This window comes from Modicisalibacter radicis, assembly GCF_900961225.1.
Taxonomy (GTDB): domain Bacteria; phylum Pseudomonadota; class Gammaproteobacteria; order Pseudomonadales; family Halomonadaceae; genus Modicisalibacter.
The window spans coordinates 1-16,884 of sequence record NZ_CAAHFN010000062.1; the positions used below are offsets into that span (position 1 = coordinate 1).

Below are 16,884 nucleotides of genomic sequence, written 5' to 3' on the forward strand. Positions count from 1 at the left end.
TTGTTAAAGAGCGTCTCGCTGTGCTGTCGCGCCACCGGGTGGCTCGCCAGCGCCCTGCGAGGAAGGCGTATTCTACCGATCCGGGCCGCGCTGTCAAGCGCCGTGTCCGCCGTGGCGATCCGAAGCCGGGGCTTCGTAGCCTGCCCGAGAGGCTTCTTTAAAAGCCGGCTCGAGCCGTCGGGCGAACCCCGATCGAGTGGCGCATAGTCTACCGAATCCGACGTCCCTGTCAACCCTGCCTTGCTCAATCGAGCGAAGAAAAACCTAACGGGAACAAGACCTTGTGCCACCTCCACCGCCGGCGACGTGTGTCCGTCGCGAGCAGCGGATGCGTACTTTACGGCGCACGAAGGGCGATGACAAGCCCCTGCGAGGAAAAAAGTGCCCAATCAACCGGAAGCCGCTTATCCACACCCCCACGGGCAACACCGCGAACGGACCGGCTGTGGATAACGAAACGCCCGCGAACGCGGGCGTCGGTCGACAGTGGCGACAGGGTCAGCTCAACGTGACCCGCGCATAGCGCTTCTTGCCGGCCTGGATCACATAGCTCCTGCCGGTAGCGAGCATATGATCGCGGGCGACCACCTCGCCGTCGACCTTGACCCGACCGTTGCCCAGCATGTCCTTGGCCTGGGCGCTGTTGTTGACCAGGTTGGCACGGTTGAGCACCGCGGCGATCGGCGCCTGGGCACTGCCTTCGAAGTCGACCGTCACTTCCGGCAGGTCCTCCGGCAACTCGCCTTCGGCCAGCTGGTTGCCGGCCGAGCGGTGTGCGTTGGCGGCGGCGTCTTCACCGTGGTAGCGGCCGATCAGTTCACGGGCAAGCTCCATCTTGATGTCGCGCGGATTGGCACCGGCATCGACATCGCGACGCAGCGCCTCGAACGCCTCGTTGCTCTTGAGCGACAGCAGTTCGAAGTAACGCCACATCAGGCTGTCGGGCATCGATACCAGCTTGTTGAACATCGCTCCCGGCGCCTCGTCGAGGCCGACATAGTTGTTGAGCGACTTGGACATCTTCTGCACGCCGTCGAGCCCTTCGAGCAACGGCATGGTGATCACCACCTGCGGCTCCTGCCCGAAGTGCTTCTGGATCTCGCGGCCCATCAGCAGGTTGAACTTCTGATCGGTGCCGCCCAACTCGACGTCCGCCTCGAGCGCCACCGAGTCGTAGCCCTGCACCAGCGGGTAGAGAAACTCATGGATCGAGATCGACTGATTGGCCCGGTAGCGCTTCTCGAAATCGTCGCGCTCGAGCATGCGCGCCACGGTCGACTGGGCGGCCAGCTCGATCATGTCGGCGGCGGAGAGCTTGTTCATCCAGTCGGCGTTGAAGGCGACGACGGTCTTCTCGGGATCGAGAATCTTGAAGACCTGTTCGCGGTAGGTCTTGGCGTTGGCCTTGACCTCCTCTTCGGTGAGCGGCTTGCGGGTGACGTTCTTGCCGGTAGGGTCGCCGATACGCCCGGTGAAGTCGCCGATCAGGAAGATCACCTCATGGCCCAGTTCCTGAAACTGACGCATCTTGGTCAGCAGCACGCTGTGCCCCAGGTGCAGGTCGGGCGCGGTGGGGTCGAAGCCGGCCTTGATACGCAGCTTGCGCCCGGAAGCCAGCTTTTTCTCCAGCTCCTCCTCGAGCAGAATCTCGTGGGCGCCGCGCTTGAGCAGCGCCAGCGCATCGGCGACGTCGGTCATCGTGCCCCTCTCCATTAATTCGGTTGCCTGGAAGAATGGGGCAGGATGTTAGCATGTCTTGACTTGGCGGTTGAGCGCCATTAACGCAGGAGAGTCCTTATGCCGTTGTTCGTTGGCTTGATGTCCGGGACCAGCCTGGATGGAATCGATGCGGCCCTGGTGCGTTGCGGTGAAGGTCGCCCCGAGCTCGTCGATGCGCTGGGCGTCGACATGCCCGACAGCCTGCGCCAGGTATTGATGATGCTCTGCCAGTCGCGCCAGGCAAGCTTCGCCGATCTCGCCTATGCCGAGCAGGCATTCTGCGAGCTGCAGGCCGAAGCCGTCACCCGGTTGCTCGCCGCCAACGACATGGGCAGCGACGCCGTCAGCGCCATCGGAAGTCACGGCCAGACCATCGAGCATGCCCCGCACGGCATATCGCCCTATACCTGGCAGCTGGACAACCCCAGCCTGCTGGCCGAGCTCACCGGCTGCCCGGTGGTCGGCGACTTTCGGCGCCGCGACCTGGCCGCCGGTGGCCAGGCCGCCCCCCTGGCGCCGGCCTTTCATGCCGCGCTGTTCCGCGACGCCCGGGAGTGGCGGGTGGTGCTCAATCTGGGCGGTTTCGCCAACCTGACCCTGCTGCCCCCCACCGAGCGCGACACGCCGATCATCGGCTTCGATACCGGCCCCGCCAATGCTCTGCTGGATGCCTGGCATGCGCGCCACAACGGCGGTCATTACGATGCCGGCGGGCAATGGGCCGCGCAGGGCGAGGTCGACGAGCCGCTACTGGGGCGCCTGCTCGACGACACCTTCTTTCACCAGCCACCGCCCAAGAGCACCGGGCGCGAGTACTTTCACCTCGACTGGCTGGCCGAACGGGCCAGCGGCCGCGAAGCGCCGCATGACATCCAGGCCACGCTGGCGGAGCTGACCGCCGCCAGCGTGGCGCTGGGCATCGAGCAGGCGCTCGACCGCCAGGGCGCCAGCGGGCCGTTGACGCTGATCCCCTGCGGCGGCGGCGCACGCAATGCCGACCTGCTGGCGCGTCTGCAACGCCGCCTGCCGGCGCTGGCCCTGGCACGCTGCGACGACTTCGGCTGGGCGGCGGACTGGCTGGAAGCCGGCGCCTTCGCCTGGCTGGCCTGGCGCCGCCTGGAAGGGTTGCCCGGCAATCTGCCCAGCGTCACCGGCGCCGCCGGGGAGCGGGTTCTCGGCGGCCTGTATAGCGCCTGAAGCGACAGCGCCCCGCTCATGCCCCGGGAGTCGGCTTCACTCGAAGTCGTCGCTGGCCCGCAGCGACAGCCGGCTCGCGGCGTCCATCGCCGGACCGACGCCCTGTCCGCCGCCACCCTGGCCATACTTGATCATCATGCGCAGGTCGTTGGCGGAATCGGCATGCACCAGCGCGACCTCCTGGCCGATGTCGCCTCGCTGATAGAGTTCGAACAGCGCCTGATCGAAGGTCTGCATGCCCAACTCGCGCGAGCGCGCCATCAACGCCTTGATCTCGCCGACCTCGCCCTTGCGGATCAGGTCGCTGATCAGTGGCGAACGCAGCAGCACCTCGATGGCCGGGGCACGGCCCTGGCCGTCCTGGCGCGGCAGCAACTGCTGCGCGACGATCGCCTGCAGGTTGAGGGACAAGTCGAGCCAGACCTGCTCGTGGCGTTCGCCGGGAAAGAAGTGAATGATCCGTTCGAGCGCCTGATTGGCGCTGTTGGCATGCAGCGTCGCCAGGCACAGGTGCCCCGTCTCGGCGAAGGTCAGCGCCTGTTCCATGGTCTCGCGCGTGCGGATCTCGCCGATCATGACCACATCCGGCGCCTGGCGAAGCGCGTTTCTCAGCGCCACCTCGAAGGACTCGGTGTCGATGCCCACCTCGCGCTGGTTGATGATCGCCCGGCGATGCGGGTGGATGTACTCGATCGGGTCCTCGATGCAGATGATGTGGCCGCCGGCGTGGTCGTTGCGGTGCTGGATCATCGACGCCAGGGTCGTCGACTTGCCTGTGCCGGTTCCACCGACCACGAACACCAGACCGCGCTTGAGCGAGACCAGCTCACCCAGCGTGGCCGGCAGCGACAGCGCCTCCAGCGAGGGAATGTCGTAGGCGATGCGCCGCACCACCATGGCCATCTGGCTGCGCTGGTAGAAGGCGCTGATGCGAAAGCGTCCCTTGCCCGGCAGGCTGAGCGCGAAGTTGGCCTCGCGGTGGGCCTCGAAGCGTTCGCGCGCGCCCTCGGGCAGCGCTGCCAGCACCAGCTCGCGGACCTGATCGATGCTCAGCGCCGTGTCGCCCAGCGCCACCAGCTTGCCGCTGATCTTCAGCGACGGCGGCGCGTTGGTCGACACCAGCATGTCCGAGGCCTGCTTGTCGATCATGATGTCCAGCAACTGATGCAGCCATTGTCCCGGCGTCATGCTTCCCCCTGTGGCCGACCGGCCGTTTAGTGCGCGCTGCCGGCTTCGGGCAGGAGGCCCTTGGCCTTGCCCTGGGCCTCCTCACGGCTGATCACGTGCTGGCTGACCAGCCTGGCGAGCGCCGTGTCGAGCGTCTGCATGCCCTGGTTGCCGCCGGTCTGGATCGCCGAATAGATCTGCGCCACCTTGTCCTCGCGGATCAGGTTGCGCACCGCCGAGGTCGCCACCAGGATCTCATGGGCCGCGACCCGCCCGCCGCCATTGCGCTTGAGCAGGGCCTGGGAGATGACGCCCTGCAGCGACTCGGAGAGCATCGAACGCACCATCGACTTCTCGTCGCCGGGAAACACGTCGATGATCCGGTCGATGGTCTTGGCCGCCGAGGTGGTATGCAGGGTGCCGAACACCAGATGGCCGGTTTCCGCGGCGGTCAGCGCCAGGCGGATGGTTTCAAGATCACGCAACTCGCCGACCAGGATCACGTCGGGATCCTCGCGCAGCGCCGAACGCAGCGCCTGGGTGAAGCCCTTGGTATCGCGATGCACCTCGCGCTGGTTGATCAGGCTGCGCTTGCTGACGTGAACGAACTCGATCGGATCCTCGATGGTCAGGATATGGTGATGCTGGGTATCGTTGATGTAATCGATCAGTGCCGCCAGGGTCGTCGACTTGCCCGAGCCGGTAGGTCCGGTCACCAGCACCAGGCCGCGCGGCAACGCGGCGAAGCGCCGGAATACGTCGCCCAGATCGAGCTCCTCGAGGGTCATCACACGCCCGGGAATGGTCCGGAAGACCGCCCCGGCCCCGCGATCCTGGCTGAAGGCGTTGACACGAAAGCGCGCGACCCCGGGCACCTCGAAGGAGAAGTCGGTTTCCAGCTGGGCCTCGTAGTCACGGCGCTGCTTGTCGCCCATGATGTCGTAGATCATCTTGCGGACCTCGCGGTCCTCCATCGCCGGCACGTTGAGGCGACGGATATCGCCGTCGACACGGATCATCGGCGGCAGCCCGGCGGAAAGGTGCAGGTCCGAGGCGTTCTGTTTTGCCGAAAATGCCAGGAGTTCGGTAATATCCATTCGATTCCCTGCTTACGTTTCTTATAAGGTCGATGCCAGTATGCCAGAGGTTCCGGTCAGCGCAGCACTCGCCACCGCACGTCGCCGCCTGGCCGACGCCCTGGCACAGGCCGGACGCGGCGTCGACGACGCGCGACTGCTGGCCGTCAGCAAGACCAAGCCCGCCGCGCTGATCCGCCAGGCCTATCGGAACGGGCAGCGCGACTTCGGCGAGAACTACCTGCAGGAAGCGCTCGACAAGCAGCGCGAACTCACCGACCTGGACGCCATCGTCTGGCATTTCATCGGCCCCTTGCAATCCAACAAGACCCGCGCCGTCGCCGAAAACTTCCACTGGGTGCACAGCATCGATCGCGCCAGGATCGCCCGGCGGCTGTCCGAACAGCGCCCCGCCGCCCTCGGCCCGCTGAACGTCTGCCTGCAGGTCAATGTCAGCGGCGAAGCCAGCAAGTCGGGCGTCAGTCCCGCGGAGCTCGAAGCGCTGGCCCTCGAAGTCGCCCGACTGCCCAACCTGCGGCTGCGGGGGCTGATGACGATCCCCGCGCCAGCCGAGGGCCTCGTCGCCCAGCGTCGGCCCCTGGCCGAACTGCGCCGACTCAAGGAACGCCTCGCCGAGCGCCAGCCGTCGCTCGAACTCGACACCCTGTCGATGGGCATGAGCGACGACCTGGAAGCGGCGGTTCACGAGGGCGCCACACTGGTGCGCCTGGGCACGGCGATCTTCGGCGCCCGCGCCGGCCACTAGGGACAGCGTGCCAGGCGGGCTGCACAGACACGGGGCGCCGCAGCGCCCGTACACAGCGACAAAGGACACAAGCATGGCAAGCCAAGTCACCTTCATCGGCGCCGGCAACATGGCCAGCGCAATCTTCGGCGGAATGATCGAGGCCGGCTATCCGGCCAAGGCGATCACCGCCACCGCGCGTCGCCGTGAAACGCTCGACGCACTCGAGGCGCGCCATGGCATCAACGTCGCCACCGACAACGACGCCGCGGTGGCCGACGCCGAGGTCGTGGTGCTGTCGGTCAAGCCGCAGGTCATGCGCGGGGTCTGCGAGCAACTCCGCGACGCCATCCAGGCACGCCGGCCGCTGATCGTCTCGGTGGCCGCCGGGCTGAGTGCCGAAACCCTCGATGAGTGGCTCGGCGGCGGGCTGGCGGTGGTACGCTGCATGCCCAACACGCCGTCGCTGGTCGGCGCCGGCGCCTCGGGGCTGTACGCCAACGCCCGGGTCAGCGAGGCGCAGCGTCGGCTGGCCACCGACCTGCTCGAGCCGGTGGGGCTGGTCGAGTGGGTCGAGGACGAGTCGCTGATCGAAGCCGTCACCGCGATATCGGGTAGCGGCCCGGCCTACTTCTTCCTGATCTTCGAGGCGCTCGAGGAGGCCGGCAAGCGGCTCGGCCTGCCCGCCGAGAGCGCGCGGCGATTGGCCTTGCAGACCGGCTTCGGGGCGGCGAGGATGGCCCAGCAGAGCGAATTCGAGCCAGCCCAGCTACGCCGGCAGGTAATGTCGCCGGGCGGCACCACCGAGCGTGCCGTGCACTGCCTGGAAGACGGCGGCCTGCGCGAGCTGTTCGCCGAGGCCACCGAAGCCTGTGCCGCACGGGCCCGCGAGATGGCCGCCGAACTCGGCAAGAAAGACTGAATCCAAACGACGCCGCGACACGCCCGCCCACGCCCTAGCCGGCGGGTATGCGTGAACCGGCCTGACGGTTCGAATCGACACGGAGGAGTTCCATGGGGAGTCAACTGGGCGGTGCCGGCCTGATGCTGGTCAACATGCTGGTCAACATCTACCTGTTTCTGTTGATGCTGCGCTTCTTGCTGCAGGCGTCGCGCGCCGATTACTACAACCCGCTCAGCCAGTCGGTGGTCAAGGTCACCCAGCCGGCGGTCAAGCCCCTGCAGAGCTTTCTGCGCCCGGTCGGCCCGTTCGACCTGGCCACGCTGGCGGCCGGCTTCATCATCAAGGCGCTGAGCATCGTGCTGATCATGCAGATAGCGATCGGCGGGCTGCCACCGCTGGGTGGAATCGCCATCGCCTCGCTGGCGGCTCTGGCCAGCGCGATTCTCAAGATCTACTTCTTCGCGCTGATCGGCATGATCATCCTCAGCTGGGTCGCCCCCCAGGCCAGCCACCCCGGCGCGATCCTGATCATGCAACTGGTCGAGCCGATCATGGCGCCGGTACGCAAGGTCATACCGCCACTGGGCATGATCGACCTCTCGCCGATCGTGGTGTTCATTCTCATCAACCTGATCGATAGCCTGGTGGTCGGCTCGCTGGCCCGCGCCGCCGGCATTTCGGGCATGCTGGTCGGCCTCTAGGTCGCCATACGCCGATCGACCGTCAATGCAAGTCGGGGCCATCGCGCCCCGTGCCGACCACTGGACACGACACGTTCGATGAGTGAATCGCTTCCCGCCGACTCGGTGGGCCTGGTGGCGCCGCAGCGCCAACGCTTCGAGGCGCCGCTGCCGCTGGCCTGCGGCAAGACGCTGCCGGCCTACGAGTTGGTCTACGAGACCTACGGCAAACTCAACGCCCGGCGCGACAATGCGGTGTTGATCTGTCACGCCCTGTCGGGACACCACCACGCCGCCGGCTATAACAGCCTGGACGAACGCAAGCCCGGCTGGTGGGATGCGCACATCGGCCCCGGCAAGACGCTGGATACCAACCGCTTCTTCGTCGTCTCGCTGAACAACCTCGGCGGCTGCCACGGCAGTACCGGGCCGTGCAGCATCAATCCCGAGACGGGACACCCGTGGGGGCCCGACTTTCCGGTGATGACCGTCGCCGACTGGGTGCACAGCCAGGCGCGGCTGGCCGACCGGCTGGGTATCGAGCGCTTCGCCGCGGTAGTCGGCGGCAGCCTCGGCGGCATGCAGGTGCTGCAGTGGGCGCTGGCCTACCCCGAGCGCATCGCCAATGCCGCGGTCATCGCCGCCACGCCGCGGTTGTCGGCGCAGAACATCGCCTTCAACGAGGTCGCCCGTCAGGCGATCCGCTCGGACCCCGACTTCCACGACGGCTGGTACCATCGGCACGGCACGGTGCCCAAGCGCGGCCTCAAGCTGGCGCGCATGGTCGGCCACATCACCTATCTGTCCGAACATTCGATGGGGGCGAAATTCGGTCGCGACCTGCGCAGCGACGAGCTCAACTTCGGCTACGACGTCGAGTTTCAGGTCGAGTCCTATCTGCGCTACCAGGGCGACACCTTCTCCACCGCCTTCGATGCCAACACCTACCTGCTGATGACCAAGGCGCTCGACTACTTCGATCCCGCCGCGGCGCACAACGGCGACCTCGCCGCCGCCCTGGCGCCGGCCAGCTGCCGCTTTCTGGTGGTCAGCTTCTCCACCGACTGGCGCTTCGCGCCGGAGCGTTCGCGCGAGCTGGTCGACGCGCTGGTGCGCGCCGGCAAGCCGGTCAGCTACGCAGAGATCGACTCGTTGTTCGGCCACGATGCCTTCCTGCTGCCCGACGACCGCTACCAGGCGGTGTTCGGCGGATTCATGAAACGCGTGGCTCGCGAACTCGGCCTGGAGGGCAACTGATGCGCGCCGATCTCGAACTGATCTACCGCTGGGTGCCCCAGGGCGCGCGGGTGCTCGACCTGGCCTGCGGCGACGGCGAACTGCTCGACGTTCTGGCCCGCGAAAAAGGGGTGTTCGGCTACGGCCTGGAGATCGCACCGGAAGGCATCAGCGCGTGCCTCGAGCGTGGCGTCAACGTCATCGAGCAGGATCTCGACCAGGGCCTGGCCAATTTCGAGGATGATGCCTGCGACCTGGTGATCATGACCCAGGCGCTGCAGGCGTTGCGCCGCCCCGACATGATGCTCGACGAGATGCTGCGGGTCGCCGACGAGGCGATCATCACCTTCCCCAACTTCGCCTACTGGCGCCATCGGCTGTATCTGGGCTTCAAGGGTTACATGCCGGTGTCGCGCTCACTGCCGCACGCCTGGTACGACACCCCCAACATTCACCTGTCGACCTTCAACGACTTCGAGAAACTGTGCCGCGACAAGGGCCTGGAGATAACCGACCGGGCGGTCGGCACCGGCGACCACGAGAGCAACCGCGCCAGTCGCATCTGGCCCAACCTGTTCGGCGAGATCGCCATCTTCCGCGTCAGTCGGCGCCGCTAGGCAGCTCACGCTCGAGCGCAACCGGCAGAGGCGTGGCGAGCGTGATCGCCGTAGGTCGGGTCGCCCGACGCTCCACTCGGCAGCCGTAGGCGAGTACCTCGACCCCCAGCTTCGCCACCCGTCGCAGCGTCGTCGCATAGTGCGCATCGATGTGCGCCGCGGGGGCGACGGCCTCGATCCCGGTGTGTGCCACGCAGAACAGCAGCACCGCCCGCTGACCGCCGGCGGCCAGCCCGGCCAGCGCTTCGAGATGGCGCGTGCCGCGCGCGCTGACCGCGTCGGGGAAGTATCCGTGGCCGTCGCGCTCCTTGAGGGTGACCTGCTTGACCTCGACGTACGCCGTGCCCCGCCGCGGATCGTCGAGCCGAAAGTCGAGCCGTGAGCCGGCTACCCCGGCCTCGCGCTTGAGTTGCGCATAGCCGGCCAGCTCCGTCACCCGCCCCGCCGCGAGCGCCTCGGCGACGATCGCATTGGTGCGCCCGGTATGCACCGAGGCACTCGCCAGCGTGCCGTCTCCCTGGGGCAGCTCGATCAGTTCCCAGGTCCAGGCCAGCTTGCGGGCCGGGTTGCTGCTCGGAGCCAGCCAGACCCGACAGCCGGGTACGTCGACCGCACGCATCGACCCGGTATTCGGGCAGTGTGCCACCACCGTCTCGCCGCTCGTCAGTTCGACGTCGGCGAGAAAACGCTTGTAGCGCCGACGCAGGATGCCCGGCACCAGCTCGGGATAGTCCATGTCAGCTCCCCGCCCGGCGCGTCAGGAAACGCTCGAGCCGATGCAGTGCCTCCTCGAGCCGGGCGACGTCGTTGGTGAAGGCGATCCGCACGTGGTGCTCGCCGCCCTGCACCGCGAAGTCGATGCCCGGGGTGATGGCAACGTTTTCCTCATTCAGCAGGCGCTGGCAGAAGGCCTGGCTGTCGCGGGTATAACGCGATACGTCGAGCCACAGGTAGAACGCCCCCTGGGGAGGCTGCGCGGGAGCCAGCCCCAGCCGCTCGAGCCCCGCCAGCAGCACGTCGCGCCGTCGATGCAGTTCATGACGGCGACGCTCCAGCTCCGCCCGGCATTCCGGCGTGAACGCCGCCAGCGCGGCGTGCTGCGACAGCGTCGGCGCGGCCAGGAAGACGTTCTGCGCCAGCCGCGTCAGCGGTTCGACGGCGGCTTCGGGCGCCACCAGCCAGCCCAGCCGCCAGCCGGTCATGCCGAAGTACTTCGAGAAGCTGTTGACGACGAACGCCTCCGGGGCAACCGACACCGCGCTCAGCGGCGCCATGTCGTAGCTCAGCCCCTGGTAGATCTCGTCGACCAGCATCGCTCCCTCGCGCGCCGCGATCGTCTCGCCCACCGCCCGCAGTTGCCCGGCGTCGAGCATGTGCCCGGTGGGATTGGAGGGCGTGGCCAGCATCGCCAGCCGGGTCTCCGCCCGCCAGTGCCGGTCGATGAGCGCGGCATCGAGCTGCCAGCCGCTCTCCGGGCCCACCGGCACGCAATCGAGCTCGGCGTCGGCGAGCGCCATGAAGTGGCGATTGCAGGGATAGGTGGGGTCGGCCATCAGGACCCGCTCGCCGCGGCTCACCAGCAGTTGACTGGCCAGCAACAGCGCTCCGGAAGCGCCCGGGGTGACCAGGATACGCGCCGGATCGATGCGGGTGGCGAAATGCTCGGCATAATGCCCGGCGATCGCCTCCCGCAGCGCGGGAATACCGCCCGCCGGTGTATAGCGGGTTGCGCCCCGTGCCAGTGCCTGCTGGCCGGCCTCGACCACCGGCTGCGGGGTCGGGAAATCCGGCTCGCCGATTTCCAGGTGGATGACGTCGTGGCCCGCCGCCTCGCGGGCCTGGGCCAGCTCCAGCAGGTGCATGACACGAAACGGTTGCACCCGGTCGATGCGTTCACTCCAGTGCATGGTTGCGTCCTTGGTCGCGACTTGTCGCGCCGCCAGTGCTCCGACAGCGGCGGCCAGTTGTCCACGCCCGGCGACGCGCGTCAAGATTCCTCGCCGCGAACGTTCAATGGTTGCAATGCCGGCGCTTTTTCGCTAAATAAGCAAGGCTTCGGGTGGGCATGCCATCCGCGGAGCCGCCGATTCGACATGGCGCGTTCCGAGCGGCCGGGCATCGGCCCCAGTCACTTGAGTAATGAGGCAGCCCCATGCCAGTAGCAGAACAGAAGACGGAAGCGCCAAAGAAATTCACCCCGTACGAGCCGGCACCGGGTGAAGAGTATATGAACGAGCAGCAGCTGGAGCACTTCCGACAGATCCTGCTCGGCTGGAAACAGGATCTCATGGAAGAAGTCGACCGCACCGTGCGTCACCTGCAGGAAGACGCCAACAACTATGCGGATCCGGCCGACCGGGCGACCCAGGAAGAGGGCTTCAGCCTGGAATTGCGCACCCGCGACCGCGAGCGCAAGCTGCTCAAGAAGATCAACGAAACGATCGAGAAGATCGACGAGGACGATTACGGCTTCTGCGAGGCCTGCGGCGTCGAGATCGGCATTCGCCGGCTCGAAGCCCGCCCCACGGCCACCTTGTGTGTCGACTGCAAGACCCTGGCGGAACTCAAGGAAAAGCAGCTCGGCGGCTGACCGACCGGCGGGTCGAGACGGGCGCCCGGTGGCGCCCGTTTGCGTTTCAGGGCCGTCCCGCGCCCGATCACTTCCTGGCCACTTCGAGGAGAGTCCGATGTCCGGGTACCGTGGACGCTTCGCGCCGACCCCATCGGGACCTTTGCATTTCGGTTCGCTGGTGGCCGCGCTGGCAAGCTTTCTGGACGCCCGCCACGCCGGTGGAGAATGGCTGCTGCGGATCGAGGACGTCGATCCGCCGCGCTGCCCACCGGGCACCGGCGACGTCATCCGTCACCAGCTCGATGCCTACGGCCTCACCTGGGACGGCCCTGTGATCACCCAGAGCGCACGCGACGCGCCTTACCAGGACGCACTGACACGCCTGGCCGAGCAGGGCCTGGCCTACCCCTGCAGCTGCTCGCGCAAGGAGTGGCGTGACCACGCCATCTACCCCGGCTGGTGCCGCAGCGGTCCGCTGCACCCCGAGCGGCCGCTGGCCTGGCGACTGCGCAGCGACCTGGGCGCGCGCCCGGTGAGCTGGCACGATCGCCTGTTCGGCGAGCAGCGGTTCGACCCCGCGGCGCTGGGGGATGTGGTGCTCAAGCGCAAGGAAGGCCTGTGGTCCTATCAACTGGCGGTAGTGGTCGACGACGCCGAGCAGGGCATCAGCGACGTGGTGCGCGGCGCCGACCTGCTCGACAACACACCCTGGCAGCTCCAGTTGCAGGCGGCGCTGGGCCATTCGCAGCCTCGTTACCTGCACCTGCCGCTGATCGTCGCCGCCAACGGCCAGAAACTCTCCAAGCAGAACCGGGCCCCTGCGCTGCCGGTCGATGGCGACGCACCGCGCGATCATCTGCGCCGGGCCCTCGTCGCACTCGACCAGTCGCCGCCCCGCGAACTGGCCGGGGCGCCGGTCGCCGACCAGCTCGCCGCGGCGATCGCCGCCTGGCAGCCCGCCCGGCTGCGTCGCGATGCCAGGCGCCAGGCGGCGGACCCGGCCTGACGCCCTCGGCCATCGCCACGTGTACGACTCAGGTCGTGTTGAGTCGCAGGCCCGGATGTCCCTACACTCGCACTTTCCCTTCCAGTTGCACGCGCACCGGAGCCGGGACCGGGTCGACCCGGTCATGGACTTGATCATTGCCGCCCGGGCGGGTCAGGATATCGCCGGATTGGCCAGCGCCGCGGCAAGCGCATCGTCCCTGTGACCCGACCCGCCCGAACCGAGATGGTTGAAAACACGATGCCCCAGATTCTGATCGTCGACGACGAGGCCACCTCCCGACTGGCGCTGCGCCGCCTGCTCGAGGGGGAGGCCTATCACGTCAGCGAGGCCGCGTCGGTCGCCGAGGCCCAGCCGCTGGATCTGAAGCGATTCGACCTGATCATCAGTACCCTGCACCGTCCCGATGCGCCGGACACCGCGCTGATCGACACCGCCGACTCGGTGCCGGTGCTGGTCACGGCCCGCCACGCCAGCATTCGCTCGGCAGTGGAGGCGCTCAAGCAGGGCGCGGTGGATTTCGTCACCCAACCCTTCGACCCGGACGAGCTGCTCGCCAGCGTGGCCCGGGCGATCGACGAGCATGCCCCCCGGCGCGACAGGGCGCCCGAGGCGCAACGGAACAGCGACACGCCCCAGGGAATGATCGGGCACTGCCCCGGCATGCGCATGGTCTACACGCGGATTCGCAAGACCGCCCCGGCGGACGTGACGGTACTCATCCAGGGCGAATCGGGCACCGGCAAGGAGCTCGTGGCACGCGCCATTCACCGCCAGAGCCGCCGCGTCAAGGCGCCGCTGATCTGCGTCAATTGCGCGGCGATCCCCGAGACGCTGATCGAGTCCGAACTGTTCGGTCATGAGAAAGGTGCCTTCACCGGGGCCAGCGCGGCGCGTACCGGGCTGGTCGAAGCCGCCGATGGCGGCACGCTGTTCCTCGACGAAATCGGCGAGCTGCCGCTCGATGCCCAGGCCCGGCTGCTGCGCGTGCTTCAGGAAGGCGAGATCCGCAAGATCGGCTCGGTAGAAACCCGCCATGTCGATGTACGCCTGATTGCCGCGACCCACCGCGATCTCAATGCGCTCTCCAAGAGCGGCGAGTTCCGCCTCGACCTCTATTATCGCCTCAATGTCATGCAGATCGATCTGCCGCCGCTGCGCGAGCGCGAGGACGACATCCTCGAGATTGCCGATGTGCTGCTTACCGGTGCCTGCCGTCGCCACGCCCGTAGCGGCCTCAGGCTGTCACGCGCCGCGCGTCGCAATATCCGCGACTACCCCTGGCCGGGCAACGTCCGCGAGCTGGAAAACGCGCTCGAGCGCGGGGTCATTCTCGCCGAGGGCAATCTCATCCATCCCGATGACCTGGGGCTCGGTCCGGTCGTTGCCCGCCCCGCTCCGGCACGCGGTAGCGTGTCGACCGGCACCAGCCGGCCCGAAGCCACCGCCGAACAGGAAGAGGACCTGTCCCTGGAAGACTACTTCCAGCATTTCGTCCTCGAGCATCAGGATCAGATGAGCGAAACCGAACTCGCCCGCAAGCTCGGCATCAGCCGCAAGTGCCTGTGGGAGCGCCGTCAGCGCCTGGGCATCCCCCGGAAGAAGAGCCCGCGTAGCCGCTCGGCCTAATCCTTTCGCAGAATTCGCGACCATGGTCTAACAGCAAGCCGCCGCACTTGCAGGGATGATGAGGCCAGTTCGAGACGACCTGAACGCACCACTTGTTACTGCTTCACCCACACGCTTCACCATTGTGGCGCACAAACGGTAACAGAAGGCTCGAAGAACACTTAGGCCCCAGGGCACGGGAAACACAAGCGTTTGATAAAAAACAAAAAACAAGCAAGTGGCACGGTCGATGCTACTTACTAGGGCAAGAAAAACAAAAACCGCCGGCGGCGCACAACAACAACAGGATCGCCGCGGTCTTCGAGGCTGAGCAACAACAAGGACAACACAGCCGAAAAAGAGTTTCCGGGTCCAACAACAACAAGCCCACGAGAAGCACCGACGACAACAAGCACAACAGCGTCGGAACAATCCGGTGTCAGTATCGGGACGCGACACTTCGCGCACAGGCTCAACAACGACAATAGGCCTGTCTGAGGAGTACCCTCGGCAACAACAACAACACGCCGAGGGGAGGCAGACACCTGCCGTCGTGGTTGGATTATTGTTTTGAATACGAGACGGTCGCCATCAGGAAGAGACCCAAGAACAACAAGACCATTGCTTGCCTGATGTACAGATTGGTGACTGTGGTGCGTATTCAAGGCGATGCGCCATCACGAAGAAGAACCAACAGCACGGATGCTGTATGACTGCTTAAAGGGAAGGCCGACGGCCTTCCCTTTCTACTTTCCGGCCCTTCCCTTTCTGCTTGCCGGCCATCCCCACCGCTTTCCTGGACACGGCGCGCACCGGTACGAGACCGACCATGGCCCCGTCGTGCGTCCACGCATCAAGGCGCGCTTTTCTCGGCGGCGCTTTGCAAGCCGGGGGGGCTCGGCTACACTGGGCGCTTTCTCCCAGACTGCGAGCACTATCGCGGCATGTTCAAAGGATTTACCCGCTTTCTCCAACGCCCCGGTGAACGTTTGAAGACTCTGTTCGGCAACCACGCGGGGGCCGGCGAACCCACCGGTCTTCGCATCATCCCACGGGAAGAGCACAGCATTTCGCGGCAGCTGTTCAGCGCCAGCGCGCTCAAGGTTCTCTATCGCCTGCACAATGCCGGCTTCGAGGCCTACCTGGTAGGTGGCTGTCTACGCGATGCGCTGCTCGGCAAGACGCCCAAGGACTTCGACGTGGCGACCAACGCCACGCCCGAGGAACTTCGCGACCTGTTCCGCAATTCGCGCATCATCGGTCGGCGCTTTCGCATCGTGCATGTCCGCTTCGGCCGGGAAGTCATCGAAGTCACCACCTTCCGCGGGCGCCCCGGCGACGATCACGGCGAACACATCGCCCACCAGTCCGAGGATGGCTTGCTGCTGCGCGACAACGTCTGGGGCAATATCGAGGAAGATGCCCTGCGTCGCGACTTTACCGTCAACGCGCTGTATTACAGCATCGCCGATTTCTCTCTGCACGACTGGGCGGGTGGCCTCGCCGACATCGACGACCGGGTGCTGCGCCTGATCGGTGACCCGGCGACCCGTTATCGCGAGGACCCGGTGCGCATGCTGCGCGCGATGCGTTTCGCCGCCAAGCTGGACTTCACGCTCGCCCCGGAAACCGAAGCGCCGATCCGCGAGCTCGCACCGCTACTGCTGCAGATTCCCCCGGCACGGCTCTTCGACGAAGTGCTCAAGCTGTTCATGTCGGGCCACGGCGTCGAGAGCTTTCATCGGCTGCGCGAGTACGGGCTGTTCGCCATGCTGTTTCCCGAGTCCGACGAGACCATGGCCGAACTCGAGTGGGCCGAGCCACTCCTTCTGCAGGCGCTCGCCAACACCGACGAGCGGATACGCAACGAGCGCCCGGTCACCCCGGCCTTCCTGTTCGGTGCCCTGCTCTGGCCCAGCGTGCAATGGCGCTCGCAGCGCCTCAGGGCCGAGGGCATGCCGCCGATCCCGGCCCAGCAGACCGCCGCCCAGCAGGTCATTGCGCGCCAGCTCCAGCATATCTCGATCCCCAAGCGCTTCAGCCTGCCGATGCGAGACATCTGGGATCTTCAGGAGCGCCTGCCCAAGCGGCGCGGCAAACGTGCCTTCCAGACCCGCGAGCACCCGCGCTTTCGTGCTGCGTACGATTTCCTGCTGCTGCGCGAACACGCCGGCGAGATCGCCCCCGGTCTCGGCGACTGGTGGAGCGCTTTCCAGGATGGCGACGAACATGAACAGCGTCGCCTGTTGAACAAGGTCGATGCCGACCCGGCGGGCAGCGCGGGGCCGCGCAAACGCCGCCCGCGCAAACGCCGCGGCGGCCGCCAGGGCAACGATCCCGGCGGCGGTACCGGCTGA

Annotated in this window: 16 protein-coding genes; 11 read left to right on the forward strand and 5 right to left on the reverse strand. The window is 66.7% G+C overall.

Translation table 11 applies throughout. The features are described from left to right. Nucleotides 1–498: 498 nt before the first annotated feature. Complete coding sequence (tyrS, locus tag HR9077_RS09945; RefSeq protein ID WP_136066853.1) at nt 499–1,698, reverse strand: tyrosine--tRNA ligase; 1,200 nt, start codon at nt 1,696–1,698, stop codon at nt 499–501. Between the two features lie 99 nt (nt 1,699–1,797). On the opposite strand from tyrS, the gene HR9077_RS09950 reads away from it, so the two are divergent. Continuing rightward, a complete protein-coding gene (locus tag HR9077_RS09950; protein WP_136066854.1) occupies nt 1,798–2,916 on the forward strand; it encodes an anhydro-N-acetylmuramic acid kinase in 1,119 nt (372 codons plus the stop codon). A 36-nt stretch (nt 2,917–2,952) separates the two neighbouring features. Here the strand turns inward: HR9077_RS09950 and HR9077_RS09955 are convergent, their stop codons facing one another. Next, the gene (locus HR9077_RS09955) at nt 2,953–4,104 is read right to left on the reverse strand and encodes a PilT/PilU family type 4a pilus ATPase (RefSeq protein WP_136066855.1); all 1,152 of its coding nucleotides are present in this window, start codon (nt 4,102–4,104) and stop codon (nt 2,953–2,955) included. A gap of 26 nt (nt 4,105–4,130) precedes the next feature. After that, nucleotides 4,131–5,180, reverse strand: a complete 1,050-nt coding sequence (locus HR9077_RS09960; RefSeq protein ID WP_136066856.1) for a type IV pilus twitching motility protein PilT — start codon at nt 5,178–5,180, stop codon at nt 4,131–4,133. A gap of 40 nt (nt 5,181–5,220) precedes the next feature. Here HR9077_RS09960 and HR9077_RS09965 point away from each other — a divergent pair, with 40 nt between their 5' ends. The 5 genes from HR9077_RS09965 to metW all read left to right on the forward strand — a co-directional run bounded on the left by HR9077_RS09965 (nt 5,221) and on the right by metW (nt 9,341). Beyond that, on the forward strand, nt 5,221–5,925 hold the full coding sequence (locus HR9077_RS09965) for a YggS family pyridoxal phosphate-dependent enzyme (protein ID WP_136066857.1): 705 nt from the start codon (nt 5,221–5,223) through the stop codon (nt 5,923–5,925). Between the two features lie 73 nt (nt 5,926–5,998). Beyond that, the gene (proC, locus tag HR9077_RS09970) at nt 5,999–6,826 is read left to right on the forward strand and encodes a pyrroline-5-carboxylate reductase (RefSeq protein WP_136066858.1); all 828 of its coding nucleotides are present in this window, start codon (nt 5,999–6,001) and stop codon (nt 6,824–6,826) included. 92 nt (nt 6,827–6,918) lie between these two features. Continuing rightward, entirely contained in the window at nt 6,919–7,509 is a 591-nt protein-coding gene (locus HR9077_RS09975) for a YggT family protein (protein WP_136066859.1), read from the forward strand. A gap of 78 nt (nt 7,510–7,587) precedes the next feature. Beyond that, on the forward strand, nt 7,588–8,745 hold the full coding sequence (gene metX / locus HR9077_RS09980) for a homoserine O-succinyltransferase MetX (protein WP_136066860.1): 1,158 nt from the start codon (nt 7,588–7,590) through the stop codon (nt 8,743–8,745). Further along, the gene (metW, locus tag HR9077_RS09985; RefSeq protein WP_136066861.1) at nt 8,745–9,341 is read left to right on the forward strand and encodes a methionine biosynthesis protein MetW; all 597 of its coding nucleotides are present in this window, start codon (nt 8,745–8,747) and stop codon (nt 9,339–9,341) included. Before metX ends, metW begins: the two co-directional genes overlap by 1 nt. Here metW and sfsA read toward each other — a convergent pair. Both sfsA and HR9077_RS09995 read right to left on the reverse strand, forming a co-directional pair. Next, nucleotides 9,325–10,077, reverse strand: coding sequence for a DNA/RNA nuclease SfsA (gene sfsA, locus HR9077_RS09990; RefSeq protein ID WP_136066862.1), 753 nt, complete (start codon nt 10,075–10,077; stop codon nt 9,325–9,327). The two genes, metW and sfsA, sit on opposite strands and share 17 nt — an antisense overlap. 1 nt (nt 10,078) lies before the next feature. Continuing rightward, nucleotides 10,079–11,248, reverse strand: a complete 1,170-nt coding sequence (locus tag HR9077_RS09995; protein WP_136066863.1) for an aminotransferase class I/II-fold pyridoxal phosphate-dependent enzyme — start codon at nt 11,246–11,248, stop codon at nt 10,079–10,081. 245 nt (nt 11,249–11,493) lie between these two features. On the opposite strand from HR9077_RS09995, the gene dksA reads away from it, so the two are divergent. From dksA to pcnB, 5 genes are all read left to right on the forward strand, one after another. Beyond that, entirely contained in the window at nt 11,494–11,931 is a 438-nt protein-coding gene (gene dksA, locus HR9077_RS10000) for an RNA polymerase-binding protein DksA (RefSeq protein WP_031385282.1), read from the forward strand. Between the two features lie 97 nt (nt 11,932–12,028). After that, a complete protein-coding gene (gluQRS, locus tag HR9077_RS10005) occupies nt 12,029–12,919 on the forward strand; it encodes a tRNA glutamyl-Q(34) synthetase GluQRS (protein ID WP_136066864.1) in 891 nt (296 codons plus the stop codon). 55 nt (nt 12,920–12,974) lie between these two features. Then, complete coding sequence (locus tag HR9077_RS21900; RefSeq protein WP_168380927.1) at nt 12,975–13,124, forward strand: hypothetical protein; 150 nt, start codon at nt 12,975–12,977, stop codon at nt 13,122–13,124. 35 nt (nt 13,125–13,159) lie between these two features. After that, nucleotides 13,160–14,548: a sigma-54-dependent transcriptional regulator gene (locus HR9077_RS10010; protein ID WP_136066865.1), complete on the forward strand. Its 1,389-nt coding sequence runs from the start codon at nt 13,160–13,162 to the stop codon at nt 14,546–14,548. A 923-nt stretch (nt 14,549–15,471) separates the two neighbouring features. Continuing rightward, a complete protein-coding gene (gene pcnB, locus HR9077_RS10015) occupies nt 15,472–16,884 on the forward strand; it encodes a polynucleotide adenylyltransferase PcnB (RefSeq protein ID WP_136066866.1) in 1,413 nt (470 codons plus the stop codon).

What these genes read in the sequence shown, in the direction of transcription:
- tyrS (WP_136066853.1), bottom strand. Translation starts at nt 1,698, where the DNA reads ATGACCGACGTCGCCGATGCGCTGGCGCTGCTCAAGCGCGGCGCCCAC.
- HR9077_RS09950 (WP_136066854.1), top strand. Translation starts at nt 1,798, where the DNA reads ATGCCGTTGTTCGTTGGCTTGATGTCCGGGACCAGCCTGGATGGAATC.
- HR9077_RS09955 (WP_136066855.1), bottom strand. Translation starts at nt 4,104, where the DNA reads ATGACGCCGGGACAATGGCTGCATCAGTTGCTGGACATCATGATCGAC.
- HR9077_RS09960 (WP_136066856.1), bottom strand. Translation starts at nt 5,180, where the DNA reads ATGGATATTACCGAACTCCTGGCATTTTCGGCAAAACAGAACGCCTCG.
- HR9077_RS09965 (WP_136066857.1), top strand. Translation starts at nt 5,221, where the DNA reads ATGCCAGAGGTTCCGGTCAGCGCAGCACTCGCCACCGCACGTCGCCGC.
- proC (WP_136066858.1), top strand. Translation starts at nt 5,999, where the DNA reads ATGGCAAGCCAAGTCACCTTCATCGGCGCCGGCAACATGGCCAGCGCA.
- HR9077_RS09975 (WP_136066859.1), top strand. Translation starts at nt 6,919, where the DNA reads ATGGGGAGTCAACTGGGCGGTGCCGGCCTGATGCTGGTCAACATGCTG.
- metX (WP_136066860.1), top strand. Translation starts at nt 7,588, where the DNA reads ATGAGTGAATCGCTTCCCGCCGACTCGGTGGGCCTGGTGGCGCCGCAG.
- metW (WP_136066861.1), top strand. Translation starts at nt 8,745, where the DNA reads ATGCGCGCCGATCTCGAACTGATCTACCGCTGGGTGCCCCAGGGCGCG.
- sfsA (WP_136066862.1), bottom strand. Translation starts at nt 10,077, where the DNA reads ATGGACTATCCCGAGCTGGTGCCGGGCATCCTGCGTCGGCGCTACAAG.
- HR9077_RS09995 (WP_136066863.1), bottom strand. Translation starts at nt 11,248, where the DNA reads ATGCACTGGAGTGAACGCATCGACCGGGTGCAACCGTTTCGTGTCATG.
- dksA (WP_031385282.1), top strand. Translation starts at nt 11,494, where the DNA reads ATGCCAGTAGCAGAACAGAAGACGGAAGCGCCAAAGAAATTCACCCCG.
- gluQRS (WP_136066864.1), top strand. Translation starts at nt 12,029, where the DNA reads ATGTCCGGGTACCGTGGACGCTTCGCGCCGACCCCATCGGGACCTTTG.
- HR9077_RS21900 (WP_168380927.1), top strand. Translation starts at nt 12,975, where the DNA reads ATGTCCCTACACTCGCACTTTCCCTTCCAGTTGCACGCGCACCGGAGC.
- HR9077_RS10010 (WP_136066865.1), top strand. Translation starts at nt 13,160, where the DNA reads ATGCCCCAGATTCTGATCGTCGACGACGAGGCCACCTCCCGACTGGCG.
- pcnB (WP_136066866.1), top strand. Translation starts at nt 15,472, where the DNA reads ATGTTCAAAGGATTTACCCGCTTTCTCCAACGCCCCGGTGAACGTTTG.